22 protein-coding genes are annotated in these 23654 nt (G+C 57.2%); 13 read left to right on the top strand and 9 right to left on the bottom strand.

Annotated features, from left to right (window positions below; genetic code table 11):
• Positions 1–85 precede the first annotated feature (85 nt).
• Entirely contained in the window at positions 86–1138 is a 1053-nt protein-coding gene (locus USF70_RS05755) for a fimbrial protein (protein WP_320735376.1), read from the bottom strand.
• Between the two features lie 358 nt (positions 1139–1496).
• Between USF70_RS05755 and USF70_RS05750 the strand changes: the two genes are divergently transcribed.
• The 3 genes from USF70_RS05750 (at position 1497) to USF70_RS05740 (ending at position 3753) form a co-directional block, all read left to right on the top strand.
• Complete coding sequence (locus tag USF70_RS05750) at positions 1497–2021, top strand: thioredoxin fold domain-containing protein (RefSeq protein WP_232960369.1); 525 nt, start codon at positions 1497–1499, stop codon at positions 2019–2021.
• Between the two features lie 174 nt (positions 2022–2195).
• A complete protein-coding gene (asr, locus tag USF70_RS05745; protein ID WP_320735375.1) occupies positions 2196–2651 on the top strand; it encodes an acid resistance repetitive basic protein Asr in 456 nt (151 codons plus the stop codon).
• Between the two features lie 280 nt (positions 2652–2931).
• The gene (locus USF70_RS05740; RefSeq protein WP_320735374.1) at positions 2932–3753 is read left to right on the top strand and encodes a serine protease; all 822 of its coding nucleotides are present in this window, start codon (positions 2932–2934) and stop codon (positions 3751–3753) included.
• 1 nt (position 3754) lies between these two features.
• On the opposite strand, the gene USF70_RS05735 is transcribed toward USF70_RS05740, so the two are convergent.
• The 3 genes from USF70_RS05735 to mdtJ form a co-directional block, all read right to left on the bottom strand.
• Positions 3755–5917: a bifunctional diguanylate cyclase/phosphodiesterase gene (locus tag USF70_RS05735; RefSeq protein ID WP_039262697.1), complete on the bottom strand. Its 2163-nt coding sequence runs from the start codon at positions 5915–5917 to the stop codon at positions 3755–3757.
• Positions 5918–6000: 83 nt separating this feature from the next.
• Positions 6001–6330 (bottom strand): multidrug/spermidine efflux SMR transporter subunit MdtI, encoded by a 330-nt coding sequence (mdtI, locus tag USF70_RS05730; protein ID WP_024909144.1) that lies wholly within the window; start codon positions 6328–6330, stop codon positions 6001–6003.
• Positions 6317–6679, bottom strand: coding sequence for a multidrug/spermidine efflux SMR transporter subunit MdtJ (gene mdtJ, locus USF70_RS05725; RefSeq protein ID WP_029739354.1), 363 nt, complete (start codon positions 6677–6679; stop codon positions 6317–6319). The genes mdtI and mdtJ overlap by 14 nt, the downstream gene beginning before the upstream one ends.
• A 422-nt stretch (positions 6680–7101) precedes the next feature.
• Between mdtJ and USF70_RS05720 the strand changes: the two genes are divergently transcribed.
• Positions 7102–8136 (top strand): AI-2E family transporter, encoded by a 1035-nt coding sequence (locus tag USF70_RS05720; protein ID WP_320735373.1) that lies wholly within the window; start codon positions 7102–7104, stop codon positions 8134–8136.
• A gap of 98 nt (positions 8137–8234) precedes the next feature.
• On the opposite strand, the gene USF70_RS05715 is transcribed toward USF70_RS05720, so the two are convergent.
• Positions 8235–9260: an LLM class flavin-dependent oxidoreductase gene (locus USF70_RS05715; protein ID WP_032657621.1), complete on the bottom strand. Its 1026-nt coding sequence runs from the start codon at positions 9258–9260 to the stop codon at positions 8235–8237.
• A gap of 178 nt (positions 9261–9438) precedes the next feature.
• On the opposite strand from USF70_RS05715, the gene yajD reads away from it, so the two are divergent.
• Positions 9439–9786 (top strand): HNH nuclease YajD, encoded by a 348-nt coding sequence (gene yajD / locus USF70_RS05710; protein ID WP_003857471.1) that lies wholly within the window; start codon positions 9439–9441, stop codon positions 9784–9786.
• A gap of 52 nt (positions 9787–9838) precedes the next feature.
• Entirely contained in the window at positions 9839–10108 is a 270-nt protein-coding gene (locus USF70_RS05705) for a hypothetical protein (protein ID WP_320735372.1), read from the top strand.
• A gap of 12 nt (positions 10109–10120) precedes the next feature.
• On the opposite strand, the gene USF70_RS05700 is transcribed toward USF70_RS05705, so the two are convergent.
• Positions 10121–10906, bottom strand: a complete 786-nt coding sequence (locus tag USF70_RS05700; protein ID WP_320735371.1) for a MipA/OmpV family protein — start codon at positions 10904–10906, stop codon at positions 10121–10123.
• A gap of 124 nt (positions 10907–11030) precedes the next feature.
• On the opposite strand from USF70_RS05700, the gene USF70_RS05695 reads away from it, so the two are divergent.
• The 4 genes from USF70_RS05695 to USF70_RS05680 all read left to right on the top strand — a co-directional run bounded on the left by USF70_RS05695 (position 11031) and on the right by USF70_RS05680 (position 17220).
• Positions 11031–11726 carry a response regulator gene (locus USF70_RS05695; protein WP_029739347.1) on the top strand — a complete coding sequence of 232 codons (696 nt, stop codon included), beginning with the start codon at positions 11031–11033 and terminating at the stop codon, positions 11724–11726.
• A complete protein-coding gene (locus tag USF70_RS05690) occupies positions 11723–12919 on the top strand; it encodes a sensor histidine kinase (protein ID WP_320735370.1) in 1197 nt (398 codons plus the stop codon). Before USF70_RS05695 ends, USF70_RS05690 begins: the two co-directional genes overlap by 4 nt.
• Positions 12920–12997: 78 nt before the next feature.
• Entirely contained in the window at positions 12998–14146 is a 1149-nt protein-coding gene (locus tag USF70_RS05685; protein ID WP_320735369.1) for an efflux RND transporter periplasmic adaptor subunit, read from the top strand.
• Positions 14143–17220, top strand: coding sequence for an efflux RND transporter permease subunit (locus tag USF70_RS05680; protein ID WP_320735368.1), 3078 nt, complete (start codon positions 14143–14145; stop codon positions 17218–17220). The genes USF70_RS05685 and USF70_RS05680 overlap by 4 nt, the downstream gene beginning before the upstream one ends.
• 23 nt (positions 17221–17243) lie before the next feature.
• Here USF70_RS05680 and USF70_RS05675 read toward each other — a convergent pair whose 3' ends face one another.
• Positions 17244–18011: an arylamine N-acetyltransferase family protein gene (locus USF70_RS05675; protein WP_320735367.1), complete on the bottom strand. Its 768-nt coding sequence runs from the start codon at positions 18009–18011 to the stop codon at positions 17244–17246.
• 96 nt (positions 18012–18107) lie between these two features.
• On the opposite strand from USF70_RS05675, the gene USF70_RS05670 reads away from it, so the two are divergent.
• The gene (locus USF70_RS05670) at positions 18108–19562 is read left to right on the top strand and encodes a PLP-dependent aminotransferase family protein (RefSeq protein WP_320735366.1); all 1455 of its coding nucleotides are present in this window, start codon (positions 18108–18110) and stop codon (positions 19560–19562) included.
• Here the strand turns inward: USF70_RS05670 and USF70_RS05665 are convergent.
• The gene (locus tag USF70_RS05665; protein ID WP_320735365.1) at positions 19534–20418 is read right to left on the bottom strand and encodes a LysR family transcriptional regulator; all 885 of its coding nucleotides are present in this window, start codon (positions 20416–20418) and stop codon (positions 19534–19536) included. The genes USF70_RS05670 and USF70_RS05665 overlap by 29 nt on opposite strands.
• 135 nt (positions 20419–20553) lie before the next feature.
• Between USF70_RS05665 and USF70_RS05660 the strand changes: the two genes are divergently transcribed.
• On the top strand, positions 20554–21534 hold the full coding sequence (locus USF70_RS05660; protein WP_087822461.1) for an NAD(P)H-dependent flavin oxidoreductase: 981 nt from the start codon (positions 20554–20556) through the stop codon (positions 21532–21534).
• A 39-nt stretch (positions 21535–21573) separates the two neighbouring features.
• On the opposite strand, the gene USF70_RS05655 is transcribed toward USF70_RS05660, so the two are convergent.
• Positions 21574–22629: an SDR family oxidoreductase gene (locus USF70_RS05655; RefSeq protein WP_320735364.1), complete on the bottom strand. Its 1056-nt coding sequence runs from the start codon at positions 22627–22629 to the stop codon at positions 21574–21576.
• A gap of 97 nt (positions 22630–22726) precedes the next feature.
• Here USF70_RS05655 and USF70_RS05650 point away from each other — a divergent pair, with 97 nt between their 5' ends.
• Positions 22727–23614 (top strand): LysR family transcriptional regulator, encoded by an 888-nt coding sequence (locus USF70_RS05650; protein WP_320735363.1) that lies wholly within the window; start codon positions 22727–22729, stop codon positions 23612–23614.
• The last annotated feature ends 40 nt before the right edge of the window (positions 23615–23654 follow it).

Raw genomic sequence — 23654 nt, 5'->3', positions numbered from 1 at the left:
AGGTTAAATTGTCGATAGTCAGGCGACCCTTTCTTTGTTAGTCATATTTTTCCGTTTCCATTTGCGGCTTTTTTGTTCCTCAATTCTACTGGTAGGTGAGGTTTAACGTTGCAGTTGCATTTGCCTTGCCGGGTCTAATCTGGTCTTTATCTTTTGTCTGATAGTAACGAGCTTCTATCGGGAATATCTCCTGACCTCCGGTGGAGCGTTTAAGGTTCAGCATTTCATTTAATTTAATGGGTATATTATTATAAAGCAATTGTACACCGACCCCTTGTGCAACGCCCGGTTGCCCCTGATTACTTAGTGCCAACACACTTTGCTCTGAACAATCAGGATGTTGATTTCCAGCGAGCGTGATGTTGATATTAGCATTATTGTCACAACTCAGGTTTAAATTCTGCACAGACGTTTTAGCAGGCGCGTATCCACTTTGTGCGTCGAAATCGGTTATGCTGACATTCCCAATGTCAAATGACATGTTATTATTATTTATTGTACATTTATCCGAGAGGACATTGATCGAAGATGAAATAGTTATACCATCTAACGGATATGTAAACGCAGAGCTATTATATACTGTTTGTGTATTTATCATACCTGGAGTTGACGTAACTGTACCAGAGGTTATTAAGGGACTTGTTTTTACTAATTTCGCCCTGATAAGACTTGTAACTCTCTCAGAAGGCGTATCATCAAGCCAGTGGCATATCAAACCTATATACGACCCGTTCGTTCTTATATATTCCTCACTATTTTCCCTGCGGCAGTAGGTAAAGCCATAAAATTCCTTAACATCATAGTAAAATCTTATCCCAACGCCCTCTACATTCGTTTTAAACACCCCCGGCATCCCACCTTCACTCTCACCGCTGGCAGAAAATTGATAATATACATCTCTATCAGTTATGCCGTCCTTATCGCTGATTAATGCGCAGGTCATACTTTGTTGAATATCCGGGGTTAGATATTCGCTTTCCGTTCCTACCGGAGAATCACGCTGAAAATGCGCTGTACCAGATAACGAGACTGACACAGGTGTGGAAGTACATGATTTCAGCTCCTCTCCCGGCAAAGCATCTTGAGCATGAGCTGATAATGAAAATAACGCTAAAAAAATCAAACTAAACTCTTTCATACTGCCACACTATATTTAGGTAATAGAATGGCTAGAATGTATATTGTTTATACAAACTTTTGAAATCCAATTTTAGCTCGCTTTCTTCTTGATTTATCTTTTTTTCTGTGCCGAATATTTTTATTACAGGTTCATCGAAAATAATATACACTTATACCGATCTATTCAATATAAATCGATCGGTTAAAACTATCATGTAAGTTTGAATATGTTATATTGTCTCGACATGATGGATTTGGGATCGGGTTTCCGGGTAGCCCTGCCTTTCACACGCTATGCATCCCGTTAGATCCAGGCATGGGGCAGCATAGAGACGCTTGTCAGCGATCGGGGGAATTTGTAAAAGATGAAAAGCATAATGAAAACGATGTTAGCCATTCTGTGTGCGACCAGTTTAAGTACTTTCGCAGCCACGGATAATACCCCGCAAGACGCGTTCAACGATATTACCCGCTCTCTTGCGGACCTCCAGCCCATCACGTTTCAGGCTCCTGCTGAAAAATATAAGCTGCTGGTGTTTATTGATAACCAGTGCATTTACTGCAGCAACGTAGTGAAAAGCGTTAAGCAATATACGGATGCCGGTTTGACGATGTCGTTTCTGACCGTTGCGCCCAACGCCATTCGCGACTCGGTAATTGAAGATATGGGGCGCGTCTGGTGTTCAACCGATAAGGTCAAAAGCCTGCAACAAGCGATGGCGGGATTTTTACCGGATAACGACACCACCACAGCCTGTTCCGATCTGATCGCGCGGCAATCTGCCCTGGCAGAACGTTTGGGCATTAGCATCACCCCGGTAATGGTGGTGATCGAGCCTGAATCACGGACGATTATAGGCAGTCAGTCTCCGGCGGCTATTCTGGCCACACTGAACAAATAACAGAGGCCCGTACGAGCAGCTGCGTTTGGCCTGTTCGTACACTTTTCTCCCCGCTGTACATTCCGTTACACGCCGATACCAATCACTCACGGAAACCTCGAATTTACAGGGATATAGTTATTTCAACGGCCCCGCAGTGGGGTTAAATGAAAAACCAAATTCGAGGGTATGAGAATGAATAAAGTATTAGCTCTGGTTGTTGCCGCTGCTATGGGTCTGTCTTCTGCTGCGTTTGCTGCTGACACTGCTGCACCGGCTGCGGCGCCTGCTGCAACCACCACCGCTGCGCCAGCAAAAGCGGTTCACCATAAGAAACATCACAAAGCTGCAGCGAAAAAAGAAGCCGCTGCACCAGCAACCGCAGCACCAACCGAGCAGAAAGCTCAGGCTGCCAAAAAGCACCACAAAAAAGCCGCTAAACCAGCGGTAGAACAGAAAGCTCAGGCTGCTAAAAAGCACCACAAAAAAGCAACCAAACCGGCTGTAGAACAGAAAGCGCAGGCTGCTAAAAAGCACCACAAAAAAGCAACCAAACCGGCTGTAGAACAGAAAGCTCAGGCTGCTAAAAAGCATCACAAAAAAGCAGTAAAACACGAAGCTGCTAAACCAGCTGCACAGCCAGCTGCGTAAGAGTACAAGCTTAACCGTGCCCTTCGGGGCACGTTGGTAAACCGGCGCTGAACCGGAACAGGTTCCGCGCCGTTTTTTTATTTCCGGAGGGCGTATGCTGCGACGCTATCGGTTTGAGCTGATTCTTATCCTGCTTATTTTATGCGCGCTCATCGCCAGCCATTTTTATCTTTCCTGATTGTAGCACGCTGATTTTACTCCCACTTTAGCGCTGTCCCGTCTATAGTATTTTCATAGGGTTCACTTTTAATAATCATAATTACCCCCACCAGAGTGTGATATGCGTAAATCTGTTGTGTTGTTACTGGGAACGTTTGGTCTTTTTTCTGGATTCTCACATGCGGATGATGGCGGTGATGACACCATTAGCGCGAAAGAGCTAAAGACGCTTTTTTTCGGTCATGACGATCGTACGCGCGTCGCCGATCCCACCCAGGCCCCCTGGGATGCTATAGGTCAACTGGAAACCGCCAGCGGTAACTTATGCACCGCGACGCTGATCACCCCGCAGCTTGCCCTGACGGCAGGTCACTGCCTGTTAACGCCGCCAAACGGCAAGCCGGATAAAGCGGTTGCCTTGCGGTTTGTGTCGCAAAAAGGGACCTGGCGCTATGAAATCCACGGCATTGAAGGACGGGTCGAACCGTCTCTCGGCAAACGCCTGAAGCCGGATGGTGACGGCTGGATCGTGCCACCGGCAGCCGCCTCATGGGATTTTGGCCTGATCGTTTTACGCTACCCGCCTTCGGGTATTACGCCGCTGCCGTTATTTGACGGCGACAAGGCCGCCCTCACCGCCGCGCTGAAAGCCGCCGACCGAAAGGTGACGCAGTCAGGCTATCCTGTCGATCATCTGGATACGCTTTATACGCACAGCGACTGTATTGTGACGGGCTGGGCGCAAACCAGCGTACTCTCGCATCAGTGCGATACGTTGCCGGGTGACAGCGGTTCGCCGCTGATGCTGAAAACCGACAATGGCTGGCAGTTGATTGGTGTCCAGAGCTCTGCCCCGGCGGCAAAAGACCGGTGGCGCGCCGATAACCGCGCCTTGTCCGTTACCGGTTTCCGCGACCAGCTGGAAGCGCTGGCGCAGCAGTAAATCAGCAGCGTCTGACCTTACGTAACGCTTTGATTGACTCAATTGGCATCGGCTGGCTGAACCAAAAACCCTGCAGTTGATCGCAGCCAGCCAGCCGCAGCAGTTTCATTTGCTTCTCGGTTTCCACCCCTTCTGCCACCACCGCCATGCCCAGCGCATTGGCGATCCGCACCGTACCGCTCACCAGCGCGGCCGCCTGTTCATCGTTATCCACCAGCCCGGCCAGGGATTTATCGATTTTGATGGTGTCGAAGTTAAAACGCCGCAAATAGCCAATGCTGGAATAGCCGGTGCCAAAGTCATCCAGCGCCACCGCCGTACCCAGCGCTTTAAGATTCGCTATCGCCATGCGGGCTCGCTCCGGATTTTCCAGTACATACGACTCCGTAACCTCAAGCTGCAGCCGGTTGGCCGGGAAACGGGTGCTCTCCAGCACGCTGGCCACTTTTTCTTCGAAGGCAGGATCGCGAAATTGCGCGGGGGAGATATTCACGGAGAGCTTTAATTCACCGTACGGCTGCAGATCCTCACAGGCCCGCTGCAACACAAATTGACCCAGCTTGTAAATCAGACCGCTGGTCTCCGCAATGGCGATAAAGGTATCCGGACCCAGCGGCCCCTCCGGGCGACGTGGCCAGCGGACCAGCGCTTCGACGCTGCTCATTGTCTGACTGCGGGCGTCAACGATCGGCTGATACCAGACCTCAAACTCATCGCGCTCCAGGCCGCTGCGGATCTGATTTTCAATCGCCAGCTTGCGTTCCCGGACGCTGTTCAGCTCCGCGTCGTAGTGGGTAATACGCCCTTTCCCGCTCATTTTGGCGTGATACATGGCAATATCGGCACGGCGAAACAGTTCGGAACTGTTGCATTCCGTCAGGGTTCCGCTGGCGATGCCGATGCTGGCACCGATATGGATGGTGCGTTCCCCCAGCTGAACCGGGGTAGTGAGAAAATCCAGCACGGAAACGGCAAAGGCGGTAGCCTGCGCCTCTGCATCATCTCCACCGATGGTCATGGCAAACTCATCCCCGCCCATGCGCGCCAGCATCCCGCCCGGCGGCACGCGTTCATTCAGCGTTTTCGCTATCGCCACGATGAGGTCGTCCCCCACGCTGTGGCCGTAGATGTCATTCACATCTTTAAAACCGTCCAGATCGATAAACACCACGCTTTTGACGTCGGTATCGCCGCGTAAACGCACCCGATCAAGCGTCTCGATAAGCGCGCGCCGGTTCGGCAGATGGCTTAGCCAGTCCGTTCTTGCAACCAGACGCGCCTGGCTTTCGCCGCGCGCGAGTTTGTACAGCCCCACGCTGCTCACCAGAATGAAGAGCAGAATCAGCCCCGACACCAGCACCACAATCTGCCTGATATCAGACGATGCCGCCCGGGCGGCCTGTGCGCCCGGGAGCCGCGCCTGCCAGTTCAGATATCCGACCAACTCCCCTGCCGCACTGTGCAGCGGCATACTGCGATCGTTGATTTTGCCTGGGGTAAAATGGAGGTTATCGATCTGAAAGGTGCCGCCCAGGTCGGATAATATTCTGGCGTTCAGATGGCGGGTAATCACCAGATAGCGGCGCGTTCCGTCGTGGACCTGTAAGCTGCCGACCATCGGGCGAATCAGCCCAATGCCGACAAAGGCCACGCCGTTGCGCGTCTGGCTGATCCCCGCATAGATATTTTTTTCGCCCGCAAGCTCGCGCCCGTGCTGGTCGATAAGCGCTTTGAGGCCTTTACCAAAGAAGTCGAGGTTTTTTTCGTTAAAGGGCCGGCTTTGAAACGATCCCCAGAGGACGTTGAAATGCTCATCCAGCACGAAGGTGCCGTCATAGAGGTTATTGATTTTAAAGCCAGTACCCCAGGTGTTGTACAGCCAGTCGGTATCGAGCGTGGGACGGTAGGCCTCCCGCACCGCATCGTCCCAGACGGCGTTATCAAGCACCAGAGAGGAGACGCGGTTAACCGATGTCTGAATAGACCCCTGCACGGAAAGCGCCGTGCGGTGTTCATCAATTTCATTGGTTTTCGTGCTGATAAGATGCAGGGATAGATAGAGCAGTGCGACGATGGAGATGATTAAGCCGATGCCCGCCATGAAGACCAGGGCAAACAACGTTCTCGCATTGGGAATATTGCGCCAGCTTAATGTGCGATACATCAGCCATCCTCTTCATGTTTTGCTTTTCTAAGCGTAATACAGGCAGCGAATTTCGCTGCCTGTAAATCATGGCGAGAGGTCTGTCAGGCGAGTTTTATCATGATCATGCCGGCAAGCAGCAAGATGAGCCCCATCCAGCCCTTGTTGTTTAAGCGCTGGCCGAAGAGTACCCAGCCAGCGGCCAGGGTAGCGGCGATACCAAAACCGCCCCACAGCGCATAGGCCACCGAAAGATCGATCCCTTTTACCGCCTGGGACAGCGCGCTGAACGCCCCCAGAACCGCGGCAATCGACATCAGGCCGTAGAGTTTACGGCGAAAACCATCCGAGAATTTCAGCAGAACGTTCGCCAGGATCTCCAGCACGATGGCGAGCCCCAGCCAGGCCGCATGAACCCACTCAAACTGTTGCATGGTTCTGCTCCTTCTGCTGTTTGCCAGGCTTACGGGTACCCGATTTAATCAGCACAATACCCGCGACCAGCGTCGTTAATCCGGCGACCTTCATTGTTGTTAATGTTTCGTCAAATATCAGCACGCTGAACAGCGTAATCAACAAAATACCGATCCCTTCCCACAGTGCATACGCGACGCCCAGCGCAATTTTTTTCACCGCAAACGAGAGGAAAATATAAGAAAGTGAAATCATCACCAGCATCAAAATAAAACCGGTGTTGCCATCGCTGACGCTTGCCCATTTCATAGACAGCGTGCCGGTAATTTCAGCGATGATAGCCAGCGCTAATAGGATCCAGTAAAACATGTTTTTCTCCTGCTTGAGAATATAATCCATCATGGCTCGCTGCGTGCAGCAAACCCAAAAAAAACGAATTGAAATCAGAAAGCTAAGCGCTTAGCGCCAGCTCAGGCAGAAGACGTGACTATAGTGCGGTGCGCCAGTGTTGCTCACCAGAAAGCAGGCAGAAAGAAGTGGAGTAGACAGCGGTATTGTTTGAAGAGTACGTCCTGAACATATTGTCCATAAAATTACAATTATCCGCGTTGTTGCTTCTCGTCTTTGCGGATGAAAATTGTCCTCAGTAGTTAAACACACCAGATTTGTACCATAAGCCAGGATTTTACTCAAAGTCTTTGCAATTCTTTACCCATACCGTTTGATTTTGGTTAGTTTATTGCAACGCCTTTCACCTTTATTATAAATATAAAGAAAAATTCGGAGTCACCATGGCTAAACCCATTATTACCCTGAACGGGTTAAAAATTGTCATCATGCTGGGCATGCTGGTGATCATACTGACAGGCGTTCGTTTTGCCGCCGACATTATTGTGCCTTTTATTCTGGCCCTGTTTGTTGCGGTGATCCTTAATCCGCTGGTACAGCGCATGACGCGGCTACGCATTCCGCGCGTGCTGGCCATCACGCTGCTTATCAGCATCATTATTGTGGGGATGGTCTTGCTGGTGGCGTATCTGGGGACCTCGCTCAATGAGCTGGCGCGAACGCTGCCGAAATACCGCTCTTCGCTGGCGATACCGCTGCTCCAGCTGGAACCCTGGCTGCAGCGCGCGGGTATCGAAGTCTCGGTTGAGGAGCTCCTGAAATATATCGACCCCAACGCGGCCATGACGATCGTCACCAGCCTGCTGGCGCAGCTTTCCAATGCCATGACCTCCATTTTCCTGCTGTTTTTAACGGTGGTGTTTATGCTGCTGGAGGTGCCGCAGCTGCCGGCAAAGCTGCAGCAGATGATGGTCCGTCCGGTTGAAGGAATGGGAGCGATTCAACGCGCGCTGGACAGCGTCTCCCGCTATCTGGTGCTGAAAACGGCGATTAGCCTGGTCACGGGCGGTGTTGTCTGGGGAATGCTTCTTGCGCTGGACGTTCGCTTTGCGTTTGTCTGGGGGTTACTGGCGTTTGCGCTTAACTATATTCCCAACATCGGCTCCGTGCTGGCGGCGATCCCCCCTATCCTCCAGGTGCTGGTTTTCAGCGGGCTTTATGACGCGCTGATCCTGCTGGCCGGCTATCTGGTCATCAACCTGGTATTCGGTAATATTCTTGAGCCACGCATGATGGGACGAGGGCTGGGACTCTCCACGCTGGTGGTCTTTTTGTCCCTGATTTTCTGGGGCTGGCTTCTCGGGCCCGTTGGGATGCTGCTCTCCGTCCCGCTGACCATTATCGTCAAGATTGGTCTGGAACAGACGGCGGGCGGGCAAACTATCGCCGTGCTGCTGAGCGATATGAGCCATAAATAGCGCTGACAGGAGGGACGTATTGCCCCTCCTGTCTTCGCGATAAGCGCCCGGATAGTTACAGATTGAGAATCACGCCACGCGCTATCCCTGCGTGCCAACTACTCGCGCCAGCCCATTGCCGGTGCGACGTGTTTGAGAATAGACTCAATCACGTGCGCATTGTAATCCACACCGAGCTGGTTCGGCACGGTCAGTAATAACGTATCGGCTTCGGCAATCGCGTCGTCCTTTTTCAGCTGTTCAATCAGCTTGTCCGGCTCCGCCGCATAGCTGCGCCCGAAGATGGCGCGCGTTTTCTCATCAAGGTAGCCCACGCTATCGCTGTCGTTGCGGCTGGCACCGAAATACATCCGGTCGCGGTCGTCCATTAGCGCAAAAATGCTGCGGCTGACCGACACCCGCGGCTGGCGCGTATGCCCTGCCTCTTTCCAGGCCTGACGGTACGCGCGGATCTGTTTTGCCTGCTGAATATGGAACGGCTCGCCGGTTTCATCGTCCTTCAGGGTTGAACTTTGCAGGTTCATTCCCAGCTTTGCGGCCCATACGGCCGTCGCATTCGAACCGGCGCCCCACCAGATACGCTCGCGCAGCCCTTCAGAATACGGCTCCAGGCGCAGCAGCCCCGGCGGATTCGGGAACATAGGCTGCGGATTGGGTTTGGCAAACCCTTCACCGCGCAGCACCTCAAGCAGCACCTCGGTATGACGGCGCGCCATATCCGATTCGTCTTCCCCTTCCTGCGGGACATAGCCGAAATGGCGCCAGCCATCAATGACCTGCTCCGGCGAGCCGCGGCTGATGCCAAGCTGCAAACGACCGCCGGAAATTAGATCCGCCGCGCCCGCGTCTTCGGCCATGTACATCGGGTTTTCATAGCGCATGTCAATTACGCCGGTACCGATTTCGATGGTTTTCGTTTTTGCGCCAATGGCCGCCAGCAGAGGGAATGGCGAGCTAAGCTGTCGGGCAAAGTGGTGCACGCGGAAATAGGCGCCGTCTGCCCCCAGCTCTTCAGCCGCCACGGCTAAATCAATGGACTGCAGCAGCGTGTCTGCCGCCGAGCGCGTGCCGGACTGCGGTGAAGGCGTCCAGTGACCAAAGGATAAAAACCCGATCTTTTTCATAACCATGTGTCCTGAGAATGCTTTGCGTTCTATACACTTTACGCATTACCCGGTAAGAATAAATGCCGTTTATTTAACGGAAAGCATCAAATAAATTGACTGAATAGCGGGGTTCGTCATTCCACTCCATAATGCGATATAATCTTCCCCTCTCTTTTCATGGCAGGTAAAACCGGCAATGGCTTTGATCCCCAAAAACTACGCGCGGCTGGAAAGCGGCTATCGCGAAAAAGCATTAAAAATCTATCCCTGGGTCTGCGGACGCTGCTCGCGCGAGTTTGTCTATTCCAATCTGCGCGAACTCACGGTGCACCATATCGATCACGACCATACCAACAACCCGGAGGATGGCAGCAACTGGGAGCTGCTGTGCCTGTTTTGCCACGACCACGAACATTCGAAATACACCGAAGCGGATCAGTACGGCACCACCGTGGTTGCCGGGGAAGACGCGCAAAAAGACGTGGGCGTCGCCACGTTTAACCCGTTTGCCGATTTAAAAGCGATGATGGATAAGAAGAAATAATCGTTTACCGCCCATACCTGCCGTATGGGCGGCTCAGGAAAGGATAAAGGCCATGGACACCCTCCGCTGCTACTGGGATATGTTTTATACCGCCTACGGTTTACTTTTCACGAGAATACTTTGCCTCATACTTCTGGTCTGGCTGTGCAATGATTTTCTGCGCCGCCCAGGGAAAAAAGCTGCTGATGCCGCTGGCCCGATTGCAGAAGCCGATGCCCGGGAGCGATATCAATGGCGTTTTCAGCTGTGGTCATTGCGAACGGTACAACTCCTCTGCGTGCTCTCACTTTTCTGGATGCTTATTAAGGGACTCTTTGACTGACCCTCTCCCTGGTTAAAATGTCCAGGTGATAGCGGCGGTTGCAGCCCCCTCATTGCGCCGCATCACGATCGGGCTGTTATTCGCATGGTCGCCCAGCCAGGTATAGTCCGCGCTCAGAACCGTTCCCCAGTGGGCATCGAACTGATGGCTCCAGGTCAGGCTGGTGTCGACGCCATAGAATCCTCCCGGCGCAGCATAGCGGCGATAGCCGGTGCGGCGGCTCTGCTGCTCGCTGACCCCATACCAGGTATTCAGATAACGGCTGTCGCCAAACAGGGCCGCAGACTGAAAGGCGACCGTGTCCTGATTATTTTGTACCGGGATCAGCGTAACGGAAGCCTGATAGCTTGCCCCCTGGCTGTCCGTTAACGGCAGCGTCGCTTTGCCTTCCATACTCAGCCATGGCGCGGCCTGCCAGCCGACGGCAAGGCCGGTATTCAGGGTGGCATCAATGTCCCCCATCCCTTTCAGATTGTTTGCGCCCTCACGCCAGCCAGAATTTTTATCAGCCCTTCCGAAGTCGTAGCCCAGCGAGTGTTCGAAATACCAGCCGCTGTCGTTTTGCAGGTCATATCCCACCCCTTTTTGCGCATCAATAAAGAAAGCGCCTTTACGACCCTGCAGCACCGGAACCACCTGCCACACCTGCTTGTCTGAGCCTGAGTAACGTGGGGCATACTGTCCCCCCAGCCCGACGGTTAAGGAATCGGACGCGGAGCCATCATCCGCCTGCGCGCCAGAACTCACGGCCATCAGAAGCGGGACGGACATATACAGGACTTTTTTTATCGCTATCATACTGCTCTCCATACGGACGCTGGCGCCTCCTGATACGGGGGCGGCCACACAATGTTGGCGCAGTATGATTTGGCTGAATCAATGAATCGTCGGGATAGTGTTAAGAAATGGTCAAGGTGAACGGATGTTGTCCAGAAGAGTGCTGATTATTGAAGATGACGCCGATGCGGCCGGCGTGCTCGAGGCCTATTTACGGCGGGAAAATTACGACGTGACCATTACCGGAGACGGTCATTCCGGACTGGATATGGCGCAGCGGTGGAAGCCCGACCTCATCCTGCTGGACGTGATGCTGCCGGGGCTTAACGGCACCGAGGTGCTGGCTGGCCTGCGTCGTAAAAGCGATGTGCCGGTGATCATGGTCACGGCCATGGGGGATACCCCGGACCGCATTGGTGCCCTGCGGTACGGTGCGGATGATTACGTTGTGAAGCCTTATCATCCGGGCGAAGTGGTGGCTCGGGTGCAGGCGGTGCTGCGGCGCAGCAGTAAAAAAGAGACGGACGAAGCGATCCTTCGCTGGCAAACGCTCGAGGTGGACGTTGCCGCCATTGTGGCGAGCGTGGATAACGGCGGCGACGCGCCCGTGATGCTCGATCTTACGCCAACGGAATTCTCGCTTCTGGCAACGCTGCTGCGTTCTCCGGCGCACCCGTTCTCCCGCCAGTATTTACTGGAGCACTGTTTGCCGGAAAGCGAGGCGCTGGAGCGCGTGGTGGACACCCATATTTATAACCTGCGTAAAAAACTGGAAGCGGCGGGGATCTCCGGCGTGCTGATCAACGTTCGCGGCGTGGGTTACAGGTTCAGACAGCCATGATTAAAAATCAGCACTCCTCTCTGTGGCGCTGGATTTGCGCGCGCATCCTGGCGCTGGCTATCGGCAGCGTGATCGTCATTGCCACCTGCATGTGGCTGCGCTATGCGGTTCAGAACTACTGGATAATGGGCAAAATGCCAGCGGCGGTCCGGCAGGAGTTTCTGACGCTCAGCCAGAACCCGCAGGCCAATCCGGCCCGCTTCCACTCGATTGTGGACACCTGGTGGGGCCTGAGCTATTCCACGCCGTCTATCGCCTCAGCCGACTGGGCCACGGTGGCCCTGCTGGTGCTGGTGATGATCCCGTTTATCGTGGTGATGGGGCTCAAACACGCCCGGCCGCTGGCGCTGCAGTTCAGCCGCCTTCGCGATGCGGCAAAGGATGTCGCCGACGGGGAGTTTGGCCGCCAGGCGGAACTTATTAAGGATGCGCCGGCTGAAATGGTCAGCTTTGCGACCGACTTTAACTCCATGACGGGACAGCTCGCCCGCTATGAAAAAGAGCTCCGCGCCTCGCACGTCGCGATGGCGCACGAGCTGCGCTCGCCCCTGACGGCCGCCATCGGGCGTCTGCAGGGCATGTTAGACGGCGTGTTTGACGCCAGCCCTGCGCAGCTCGGCATGGTGATGAAACAGCTCCAGCACCTCAACCGCCTCACCGATGAGCTTCACCTTCTCTCGCTCGCCGACGCGGGTAACCTCGTGCTGGAGGACCAGCCGTTTTGTCTGGATGAGCTGATTCAGGAGCGGGCTGCCTGGATCATGCCCCAGGCTGACGCGCATCATTTCCGGATAACGCTTCGCAACCCGCGCCCCAGCCCCTTCAGAGGCGATGCGTTCCGTCTTGGACAGGTCGTTACGATCCTCATGGAAAATGCGCTACGTTACGGACGCGAGGGCGGCCACCTCGAGGTGGCGCTGCATTACGCCATCGGGCGCTACACCCTCGAATTTACCGATGACGGGCCGGGGGTATCGCCCCAGTTCTTACCGGAAATGTTTAAACGCTTTAGCCGCGAGGAGCAGTCCCGCGCGCGGCATTCCGGCGGCAGCGGCCTCGGTTTATCCATCGCCCGGGCGATTTGCGAGGCGCATGGGGGTGAGATTAGCGCGTCATTACCGGAAACCGGCGGCCTCGCCGTGCGCATTTTATTGCCCTGGCATCCGTCCGGTAATGAAAATCTTCACTCTTGATAAAGCCTTGACAGAACATCGAATCTTTCTCGACGTAGCGCGCATTTAATAACGCCATTCCCTTTATGGAGCGGCGTTATGTCAGACGAATTTTTTCTCTCCCTCCGCCACTGCCTGCATCATTTGTACGGCGTGGCGCGCACCCTTTCCTGGCTGCATTTTCTTCCCCTGGCCCTGCTTGCGCTGGCGATTTTTCCGCTGACCGGCTGCGGTGATAAACATGAAAATAAGCCCGATCCTGCGCGAGCGGTACGCTACGTCGTCGTCGGGGCCGCCCAAACCCTTCCCACGCTGGAAAGAACCGGTGAGATCCGTGCCCGCGATGAAACGACCCTGAGCTTTCGGACCGGGGGCCGGATACTGACGCGCAGCGTTGATATTGGCGACCGGGTCACTGCCGGACAGCTGCTGGCCACGCTTGACAACACGACCGGGCAAAACCAGCTCGACAGCGCGGCGGCCGACTATGAAGGTGCTAAAGCCTCGGCGCAGGTCGCCGCGCTTAACGTCAGTCGAATGCAAAAGCTCATGCCAACGGGCGCGATAGCCCGCACGCAGCTCGACAGCGCCCGTGCGGACTGGCTTGTCGCCCGCGCGCGCTTAAAAAGCAGCGAGGCCGCGTGGCGAAATGCCCGCGAAAGCCTCGGCTGGACGCGCCTGATCGCGCCGCAGGCGGGCGTCATCACGGCCGTGAACGCTTCTGCGGGGCAGGTTGTCAGCGACGGTCAGTCCGTGCTGATGCTGGCAACGGGTGAAGCCCGCGACGTGGCGTTTGATATTGCCACTCCGGATGCGATCCCGCCTCTGGATAAGGCGGAGTTGCGGGTTTCACTCCTCAGCGACCCGTCGGTACAGGCGTCTGCCGTGCTGCGGGATATCACCCCGCAGGCCGATCCTCAGACCCGCACCTGGCGCGTCAGGGCCATCCTGCAAAACCCGCCGGCGGCCATGGCGCTGGGCGCCAGCGTTACCGTCACGTTGCCATCGTCTGCCCCGCGCGGCTACACCCTTCCCGCCTCGGCGCTGACCCGCGTCGGCGACAAACCGGCCGTTTTTGTGATTACCCCGCAGTCGCGGGCGCAGCTGCGCGCGGTGGTGCCCGCGAGCTATACGGCCACCTCCGTCATGATTGCCTCCGGCCTTGAGCCGGGCGACAGGGTGATTACGGCGGGCGTGAGCACATTACGATCCGGCGAGCCGGTGGTTGTCGGAGAGGTTCAGCCATGAACACAGTACCGGAAGCCAAATTTAACCTCTCCGCCTGGGCGCTGAAGAACCAGCAGATGGTCAGCTTTTTCATGCTGCTGGTGATTGCGATGGGCGTGTTTTGCTATGAGAAGCTGCCGCGTAATGAAGATCCGGCTTTTACCATTAAAACGGCCGTCGTCTCCGCGCAGTGGCCGGGAGCCTCCGTGGCGGATACCACCCGCCTGCTGACCGATACGCTTGAAAAAAAGCTGCAGGAAACGCCCTGGCTGGACTATCTCGAAAGTGAAACCCGGGCCGGACGCACCGTTATCCACGTCAACCTCCGTGACGATACGCCCCCGCAACGCGTGCCGGATATCTGGTATCAGGTTCGCAAAAAAATGCAGGACATCGCGCCGTCCCTGCCCGAAGGGGTGCAGGGCCCTGCCGTGGACGACGAATTTGACGACACGTTCGGCACAATTTACGCCTTTATTCCCGAAGGTTTTACCCTGCGGGAGGTGCGGGATCGCGCAGAGACAATACGGCGCGAGCTGATGTCCCTGCCGGATATAGGCAAAACCACCCTGCTGGGCGAACAGCAGGAGCAGTGGGTTCTCGCCTTTTCTCCGGCGCGCCTGGCCGGGATGGGGCTCGATATTCAGGAGGTTGCCGACGCCCTCCGGGCGCAAAATGCGGTTGTCCCGGCAGGCACGATGCGTACCGAAAAAGAGAACATGGCGATCAAGGTCAGCGGAGCGCTCACGACCGAGGAGAGCTTACGCGCCGTCACGCTGCACGTGAACAATCGCTATATTCCGCTGACCGACATTGCCACCGTCACCCGGGAAATCGCCGAGCCACCGGCCCCGGCCTACCGGGTGAACGGCAAACCGGCTATCGGGCTGGCGGTGTCGATGGCGCCAACGGGCAACATGCTGCGTTTCGGCGCTGCGCTGAATGCCAGAATGGCGGCCCTCAGCGCCGGGCTGCCGCACGGTATCGAGATGGTGAAAGTTGCCGATCAGTCAGCGGTGGTCAGTGACGCGGTAAGCGGGTTTATCCGGGTGCTTATCGAAGCCGTTGTTATCGTGCTGGCGGTTTCATTTGTCTCGCTGGGGTTACGGGCCGGACTGGTGGTGGCGACGGCCATTCCGCTGGTGCTCGCCATGACGTTTGCCGGCATGATGCTCGCCGGCATCGGCCTTCAGCGTATCTCGCTCGGGGCGCTGATCATTGCCCTGGGCCTGCTGGTGGATGACGCCATGATCGCCGTCGAAACGATGGTCTCCCGGCTGGAAGCGGGGGATTCCCGTCGGCACGCGGCCACGCATGCGTTCAAAACGACGGCCTTCCCGATGCTCACCGGTACTCTGGTGATGATTGCCGGCTTTATTCCCGTTGGTTTTGCGGCCTCCAGCGCCGGTGAATACTGTTTTTCCCTGTTTGCGGTGGTGCTCATTGCCCTGCTCTGCTCCTGGGCTGTCGCGATCCTGTTTTCGCCGCTGACGGGCACGTGGCTGCTGCCGGAAAAAGTCAGACATCACGCGGCAGGCCCCGGCAGGATCGCGCGCGGGTACGGACGGCTTTTACGCCTGGCACTGCGCCACCGGCTCGCTACCGTGCTGATTGCGCTTGCCGCGCTGGGGCTGTCAGCGTACGGCACAACGTTTATGCAGGGCGAGTTTTTCCCCGCTTCGGACCGGCCAGAGCTGCTGGTCAGCCTGACGCTTCCGGCCAACGCGTCGCAGCCGGAAACGTTAAGAGAGGTAGAAAAGCTGGAAAAGGCGCTGGCAGGCAACGGCAACATCGATCGCTATTCGACGTACGTCGGGTCGGGCGCCATCCGTTTTTACCTGCCGATGGACGTGCTGCTGGAAAATGAAAACATCGCCCAGATGGTCGTGGTGGCTAAGGATCTTGAGGCGCGGGATCGTCTGCATGCCCGGCTCAACAGGATCCTGGCGACGCAGTTTAGCGACATCATCACGCGCGTGTCGCCCCTTGAGCTGGGGCCGCCCGTCGGCTGGCCCATCAAATACCGGGTGAGCGGGCCAGATTATCTGCAGGTTCGGGCGTTGGCGAACCGTCTCACGGACGCGATTGGACAGTCCCCGTTCTCACGCGACGTTAACCAGACGGCCGGAGAGCCGGAGAGGGTCATCACCCTTAAGGTGAATCAGACGGCGGCCAGAGCGGCGGGAATATCGTCAGAAAGCCTCGCCCGCACGCTGAACACCGTCTGGTCCGGCAGCGTTGTCACCTCCATCAGGGATAATGACCGCCTTGTCGACGTGGTGCTGCGGGCCACGGACGATGCGCGTCACAGCACCGCCACCCTCTCCTCGCTCACGATTCAGGGGAATGACGGTAAAAAAATTCCGCTCAGCGCCGTTGCGACGCCGGTCTGGGGCGTGGACGATCCGGTCGTCTGGCGTCGGCAGCGCGTGCCCTTCATCACGGTGCAAACGGACCTTGCCCCGGGGCTGAAGGCTGAAGCGGTATCCGCGGCGCTGCGTCCGGCGGTCGACAAGCTGCGCGCGAGCCTGCCCGCAGGTTACAGCATTGAAGAAGGCGGCGCGGTTGCCGAATCGGACAAGGGGAACAGCTCCGTCTTTAGCGTTCTTCCGGTAACGCTGGTCCTCATGCTGTTGCTGCTGATGCTTCAGCTGCGGCGTTATTCCCGGATGCTGCTGGCCCTCCTGATGGCCCCGTTTGGCCTGCCGGGGATCGTGCTGGCTATGCTGCCCGGCGGCACGCCGATGGGGTTTGTCGCGCTGCTGGGCGTCATCGCTCTGGCGGGAATGATCGTGCGCAACGCGGTGATACTGATTAGCGAGGTTGACAGCAATCTTGCTCAGGGGATGGCAAACGATGCCGCAATTATGGCGGCCGCGGAGCACCGGGCCAGACCCATCTGCCTGACCGCCTGCGCCGCCATTCTGGGCATGATCCCGATCTCTCATCAGGTCTTCTGGGGGCCAATGGCCTATGCGATTATCGGCGGGCTGCTGGTCGCGACGCTGGTGACGCTGACCGTATTACCCGCGTCGTTTAGCCTGCTGTTACAGTGGGGAACTCAGCGCAAAGCCGCAGAAGACGGACTGCGCTGAGGCCCCCCTCGTTCCCCGATAGATTACGCGGCGGTCAGCGCAAAACGGTCCTTCAGGACATGGCGGATTTCATCCTCCGCCAGTTTCCGCGTTTCTGTGCCGTTCGCCGTGATGGTTTTCAGCATATCGCCCAGCAAAATCTGGCGTCCCTCCGGGCTGTGCTGCACCACCACCCGCTTCTGCACAAAGATGGCATCCGGGTGCGTGGAGTTAAGGTAGTTGGCCGGAACGAAATCAATCCATTCCTGAGGGGTGAGATCAAAGCCGTACTGCCAGGCCCACTCTCCCTCAACCTTCGCCTCAAGCAGATACTCACCCTCCGCGCTGCGGCTTAGCCGAAACGTGTCGAAATCCTGCGTGATATCCACATCAAGCGTGTCCAGCGCCATCGGCGCACGAATGCCGTAGCTGCCGAACCCGAGATCGCAAAGCCACTGTCGGCTATCTACCTCAGCGACGATCGCCATGTGGGTTTTCGGCCGCCGCGCGGGGTAGAACATCGGGCGCGCCGCCACGAAGCGGTAAGGAATTCCCAACGCCTCCAGCGCCATGGCAAAAAGCCCGTTTACCTCATAGCAGTAGCCGCCGCGCGCCTGCGTTAACACCTTATCGGCAATATCGTCTGGCGCCAGCGAGACAACTTTGCCCGCCTGAACGTCCAGATTTTCAAAGGGAACGGAAAAGAGCTGATGGCGCATGAGCGCATGCAGGGTGGCCGTATTGGCACCCGCCGGTCCGGTGTAGTTTATGCGGTTGAAATAGGTGGAAATGTTGAAGTTATCACTGTGCATAATGCCTCCTTGTCCTGAACATGCCGGACACTATAGATGGCGCGCATCAATGGCTGTATAGTCAGTTTTATCGAAAATTAGCCTGAACAGTTACCCATGTCTGCCCCGTCCCAGTCCTCTCCTCACTATCGCCGTATTGCGGATATGCTGCGTCTTACCATTACGTCCGGCGCGCTGCGCGCCGGTGACAGGATGATCTCCGCGCGCAAACTGGCCGAACGCGAGCGCGTTAGCCTTCCGACGGCGCTGGAGGCCCTTCGCTGCCTGGAGGCTGAAGGGCTGATCGTTGCGCGCCCGCGTTCAGGCTATTACATCCGTCAGACCAGCCAGCCTGCGCGCGCGGAGCCCGCGCGTTCCACGCCGGACCCGGTCCCCGTCACAATGTCCGCCGTGGCCCGGTCGCTGTTCAGCAGTGCAGAAGCCCGGCTGATCCCGCTGGGCGCCGCCCTGCCCGATCCCGCGTGGCTGCCGGGAGATGCCCTGCAGCGGGCGTTGCACTCTGCGGGCCGTCGTCTGGACGCGCATGGACAGAGCTACAGCCTGCCTCCGGGAAGGCGGGATTTGCGAAGCAAGATTGCCGCGCGCTCTGCCCAGTGGGGAGCCCGGTTCGGCGCGGACGATCTCATTATTACCGCAGGCGCGACGCAGGCGCTGCGCCTGGCCCTTCGGGCCGTGTGCCAGCCGGGTGACGTCGTGGCGATTGAGCAGCCAGCCTACTTTGGCACGCTCCTGCTGCTGGAGGATTTAGGCCTGAAGGCCTTAGCGATCCCCACCGACCCTGGGGAAGGCCTGCTGCTGGAACCGCTGGCGGACGCTATTCGCAGCCACCGCCCCGCGGCCGTTCTGGCCTCGCCCACCGTGCAAAACCCTTTGGGTGCCAGCATGCCCGTCGCGCGCAAGCAGGAACTGGTTGCCCTGCTTGAAGAGGCTGAAATTCCTTTGATTGAGGACGATGTTTACGGTGACCTGGTCGGCGAGGGGCAACGCCCTCCGGCCTGCAAGGCGTTCGACCAGAGCGGGAATGTGATTTACTGCAGTTCCCTGTCCAAAACGCTTGCGCCCGGATGGCGAATCGGCTGGATCGCCGCCGGACGCTACTCCCCGCAGGTCTTACAGGCCCGCATGGCCGGAGAATGGGCTGGCGCCCCGCTGCTGGAAGCGGCGACGAGCGAGGTTCTGGCGAGCGGCGACTACGATCGCCATCTGCGGCGGCTGAAGCGCCGGATCGCAGAGGGCGTTCGCGCCGTCGTGGCGCAGGTCAAGGCGAGCTTTCCCCCCGGTACGCGCGTTAACGTGCCCGCTGCCGGTTTCCTGCTGTGGGTTGAACTGCCTCAGCGGGTCAACGCGCTGGAGGTGCACCGTCGCGCGCTGGCGCTGGGTATTGGCGTCAGCCCTGGCCCTCTGTTTTCACCTGCCGCAGAGTTAACGCACTTTCTGCGGCTGAACTGCGCAAACGAACCCACGCCCCGCCTGCTGAACGCCGTAGAACAGATTGGCGCGCTGTGTCACGAGCTGGCCGCTTTCACACCAGACTCTCCAGCCACTCGGTAAAGACCCGCACCTTGCGGGAGAGGTGGCGGTGTGGATAGAGCAGTGACAGCTTGCGGTCCGGCGAGCGATAGTCCGGCAGGACTTCAACCAGAAGACCGCGGTCAATGTAAGGCTGGAGAAAGAGATTCATCCCCTGCATTAACCCCAGTCCGGCCAGACCTGCCGCGATGTAGGCTTCGGAGTTATCCACGACAAGCTTACCGGGCAGGGTAATTTCCGCGATGCCTTCTGGCGTGGTAAACGTCCACGGATGAATTTGTCTGCTGCGGTTATTAATCCAGTTGATGGCCTGATGTTTGCGTAAATCATCCGGCGTTTCTGGCGTACCGTGCTTTGCCAGCCAGGCCGGGCTGGCGCAGGTCGTGATTTTGATGTTCCCGATTTTACGCGCGATATACTCGCCGTCCTCCAGCTCTCCCACGCGCAGCACGCAGTCCAGGCCATCCCGCAGCATATCCCGACGGCGGTCAGAGCTGCTCAGAATGATGTCGATCTCAGGATGCTGACGATAAAAATCAGGCAGATTAGGTATCACCCGCTGCGTGGCAAAAGAGACCGGCATATCCACACGCAGCTGGCCGTGTATTGCCCGGTCCGTACCAAACGACTCCAGCAATTCGTCCGCCTGCGCCAGCAGGGGTTTACTCCGGCGATAAAAGGCTTCCCCATCCGGGGTCAGGCTAATCCGACGCGTTGTGCGCTGCAGTAGCCGGGTGCCGCTGTGCTGCTCCAGAAGCTGTAACGCTTTGGTGACTGCCGGACGATGGATCTGCAGATTCTCCGCCGCCTGGCTAAGACTGCCTGACTCAACAATTTCAATAAAAATTCGAATAGATTCAAAGAGGTTTATTTGCATAAGGAATGCTTTTGCCGCGAGCAGAATAATATTATTGTTATTACTTTTATAACAGTGATGAATCTTTTTGGCTATTTTTCCTAACAATACTCCGCCCTACACTCTTCCCCATTCAAACGTGAGGGAGAGTCTGCTATGAAAAATAACCGTATTTGCCAGATCCTGGGCATCGAAAAACCTGTTATTCAGGGGCCGTTATCCTGGCTCACCGATGCCCGCTTGGTCGCAGCGGTCAGCAATGCCGGAGGGCTCGGCGTGCTGGGGCCCAATGCCGGTTTAACCGCCGACACCGCGGTCTCCACGCCGGAAGAAACCGCCGAAAAAATGCGCGAAGAAATTCGTAAGACCAAACGGCTGACCGAGAAACCCTTTGGCGTGAACCTGATCCCCACGGCCGTTAATGACGTATGGACAGGGCCTATTCTTCAGGTGGTGAAAGACGAAGGCGTCAGGGCCGTGGTGTATACGGGCTACGGGGAAGGCAGCATTATTCCCGCGCTGTTCCGCGAGTTAAAAGAGGCGGGTATCGCCATTATCTACCGCGATATCAACCCAACGCCTGAGAACACCCGCCTCGCAGAAGAAATGGGGGCCGACATTATCGTCGCCACCGGTTTTGATGAGGGCGGGACGTTACCCGCTACGGTGCTTGGCACCTTTTCCATCGTGCCGCTGATTGCCGATGCCGTGAAGCACATCCCGGTGATGGCCGCGGGCGGCATTACCGACAGTCGCACCGCCAGAGCGGCCCATGCATTGGGTGCGGAAGGCGTGTTTGCCGGGTCGGTCTTTATCAGCACGGAAGAAAGCCGCGTGCCGCAGGGGGTCAAAGAGAAAATCGTTGCCGCCAACGGTCTCGATTTGCTGCTTTTCCGCACCGTGCCCCATTACTACCGCGCTCTTCCCGGCAAGCTGGCGGAAAAACTGGCGGCGATGGATAAAGCAGGCGCAAGCAACGACGCGCTGGGCAAGGCGATGGGAGGATTACGGGGCCTGCGCCTGGGCATGCTGGAAGATAATACCGATGAAGGCTATATCGCGCTCGGCACGGGGATTGGGAATATCCGCAGCGTGAAAAGCGTGGCTGAGGTTGTGAATGCGTTAACGGTTGAGTAAGTGCCCAGCGTCCTGGCTTGCCCCAGGACGCCCGGCTCATCAGGGAATAATCCGCGCGGCTCTCAGCTGCGCGAACAGGCTGAAAAACATCTCATCGGTCGCCTGCATTTGCGTAAAGCCCGCCCTGCGCAGCTTGCTCCCGTCACCAAACATGTCGTAATTCCAGCCAAAGACAAAATCGGCAAAATGGCCGTCGCTCAGCTGCAAAATATCCGCTTCCGCCAGCCGCTCTTCGGCAAGCTCGCGCCATACGCCGCGATAGTCGTTAAACAGCTGATGAAATGACAGCCTCACCGGCGGCGCAGAGTCCAGTTCAAACCAGCGTGCGATGCGCGGCCACAGCTCGCTCCAGCGCCAGATATCGCCATTGTTCACGTTGAACGCCTGATTCTGTGCCGCAGGTGACGCGGCGGCCCACACCGTGGCCTCGGCCAGCAGCCCGGCGTCGGTATGGTCAACGATGCTGTGCCAGGCCTGTTCCGAACCGGGAAAACGCAGCGGTAAACCCTGCGCCCTGCACAGGGAGGCGTACAGGGCGATGCTCAGCGCAAGGTTCATGGGATTGCCCGGTACCGGGCTCCCCACCACGCCCGGCCTGATGGCATTCCAGTGCCAGCCTTTCCCCCGCTGAAACTGGCTGAGCCACGCGAGCTGCGCGGCGTTAAATTCGGCACCCGGCACGCCGGGATCGCTTTCCCGCGCCGGGGTTTTAAACGGCCCCAGATGCGCACCATAGACTTTGTATCCCTGCATCAGGCTGACCATCTGCAAAGGTGCCGTTTTTTCGAGGGTGCTGACCAGATTGCGCAGCATGGTGACGTTCGGCTCAACCATGTCCGTCCAGTTCGCCGCGTTCGCCCAGGCGCTGTAAAAGATGTGGGTAACACCGTTCAGGGCGTGCAGCGCCCTTGCGGTATCCTGCGCATCCAGTAAATCGACGTTCACCATGGGAATGCCGTCCGGATGGGTTACCTCGCGGCGACTGAGGCCAATCACTTCCCACTGATGGTGCAGGAGCGTGTTGACCAGCTGTCTGCCGACAATGCCGCTGGCACCCGCGACCAGGGCGACGTTATGTTGCTGCATCTTATTCATGGTGTTTCTCCGCAAAGGGTGACAGACGCAGTGTGATCTATTATTTTTTCTGGAGATATCCCCTGAAACCGATGGCACTTATAAGCAGAATCATTAAATGAATAATAAGCTCACCGCCATTTCTACCTTTCTACGCGTCGCTGAAGCGGGCTCGTTTTCAGCGGCCGCCCGTCAGACCGGCATTAAGCAGTCCGCCGTCAGTCAACAGATCGCGGCGCTTGAGGATGAGCTTGGCGTGGTGCTGCTGCACCGTACGACGCGTACGATGAAGCTGACCGAACAGGGTGAACGTTACCGGCGTGATATGCAGCTTGTGCTGGACGCCATGGGGGAAGCGGAGAGGCGTTTACATCCTGCCGACCATCGCGTTCAGGGACGCGTCCATGTCCAGTTGCCGAGCGGCCTGGGGCAGATCATTTTGCCGCATCTGCTGGCGCTACAGCGCCTGCATCCCGAACTGCAGCTGATGATTTCCCTGGATGACCGCCTTGCCGATCTGGTGACGGAGGGCGTGGATGTCGCGATACGGCTGAGCAGCGAGCCTCCGCAGGCGCACGCGGCTCGCGTGCTGGCGCGTATTGAAGCCGCGCTGTTCGCCGCTCCCGGTTTTCAGGCGGTACACGCCGTCAGCGAGCTGGCGACGCTGCCACACGTACGGTTCAGCGGTATTCCGCTGGATGCCCCCCTGCGCCTGATGTCCGACGAGGAAACGGTCGAGATCAACGTGAATACCGTTTTCCGAGCCAACACCAGCGACGCGCTGCTGCAGGCGCTGGAATCCGGCATGGGTATCGGCGGCATGCAGCGACCGCTCGTGGCCAGGGCGCTGCAGGCGGGCACGCTGGTACCGGTGCTGCCCGACTGGCGGTTACCCGATCGCTTCCTCTATGCCGTCTACCCTGACGCCCGCTTTATTCCGCAGCGCGTCAGAAAGGTCGTCAGCGTAATCGAGCAGTTACTGCCTGAAATAATAAAGAAAAATTGATTATTTCCGCCGTAAATCACGTGCATTTTTTAACCGCCAG

This window comes from Enterobacter sp. 237C8 (assembly GCF_034106865.1).
In the GTDB taxonomy this organism is placed as follows: domain Bacteria; phylum Pseudomonadota; class Gammaproteobacteria; order Enterobacterales; family Enterobacteriaceae; genus Enterobacter; species Enterobacter asburiae_B.
This window is presented reverse-complemented; position numbering and strand designations above follow the sequence as displayed.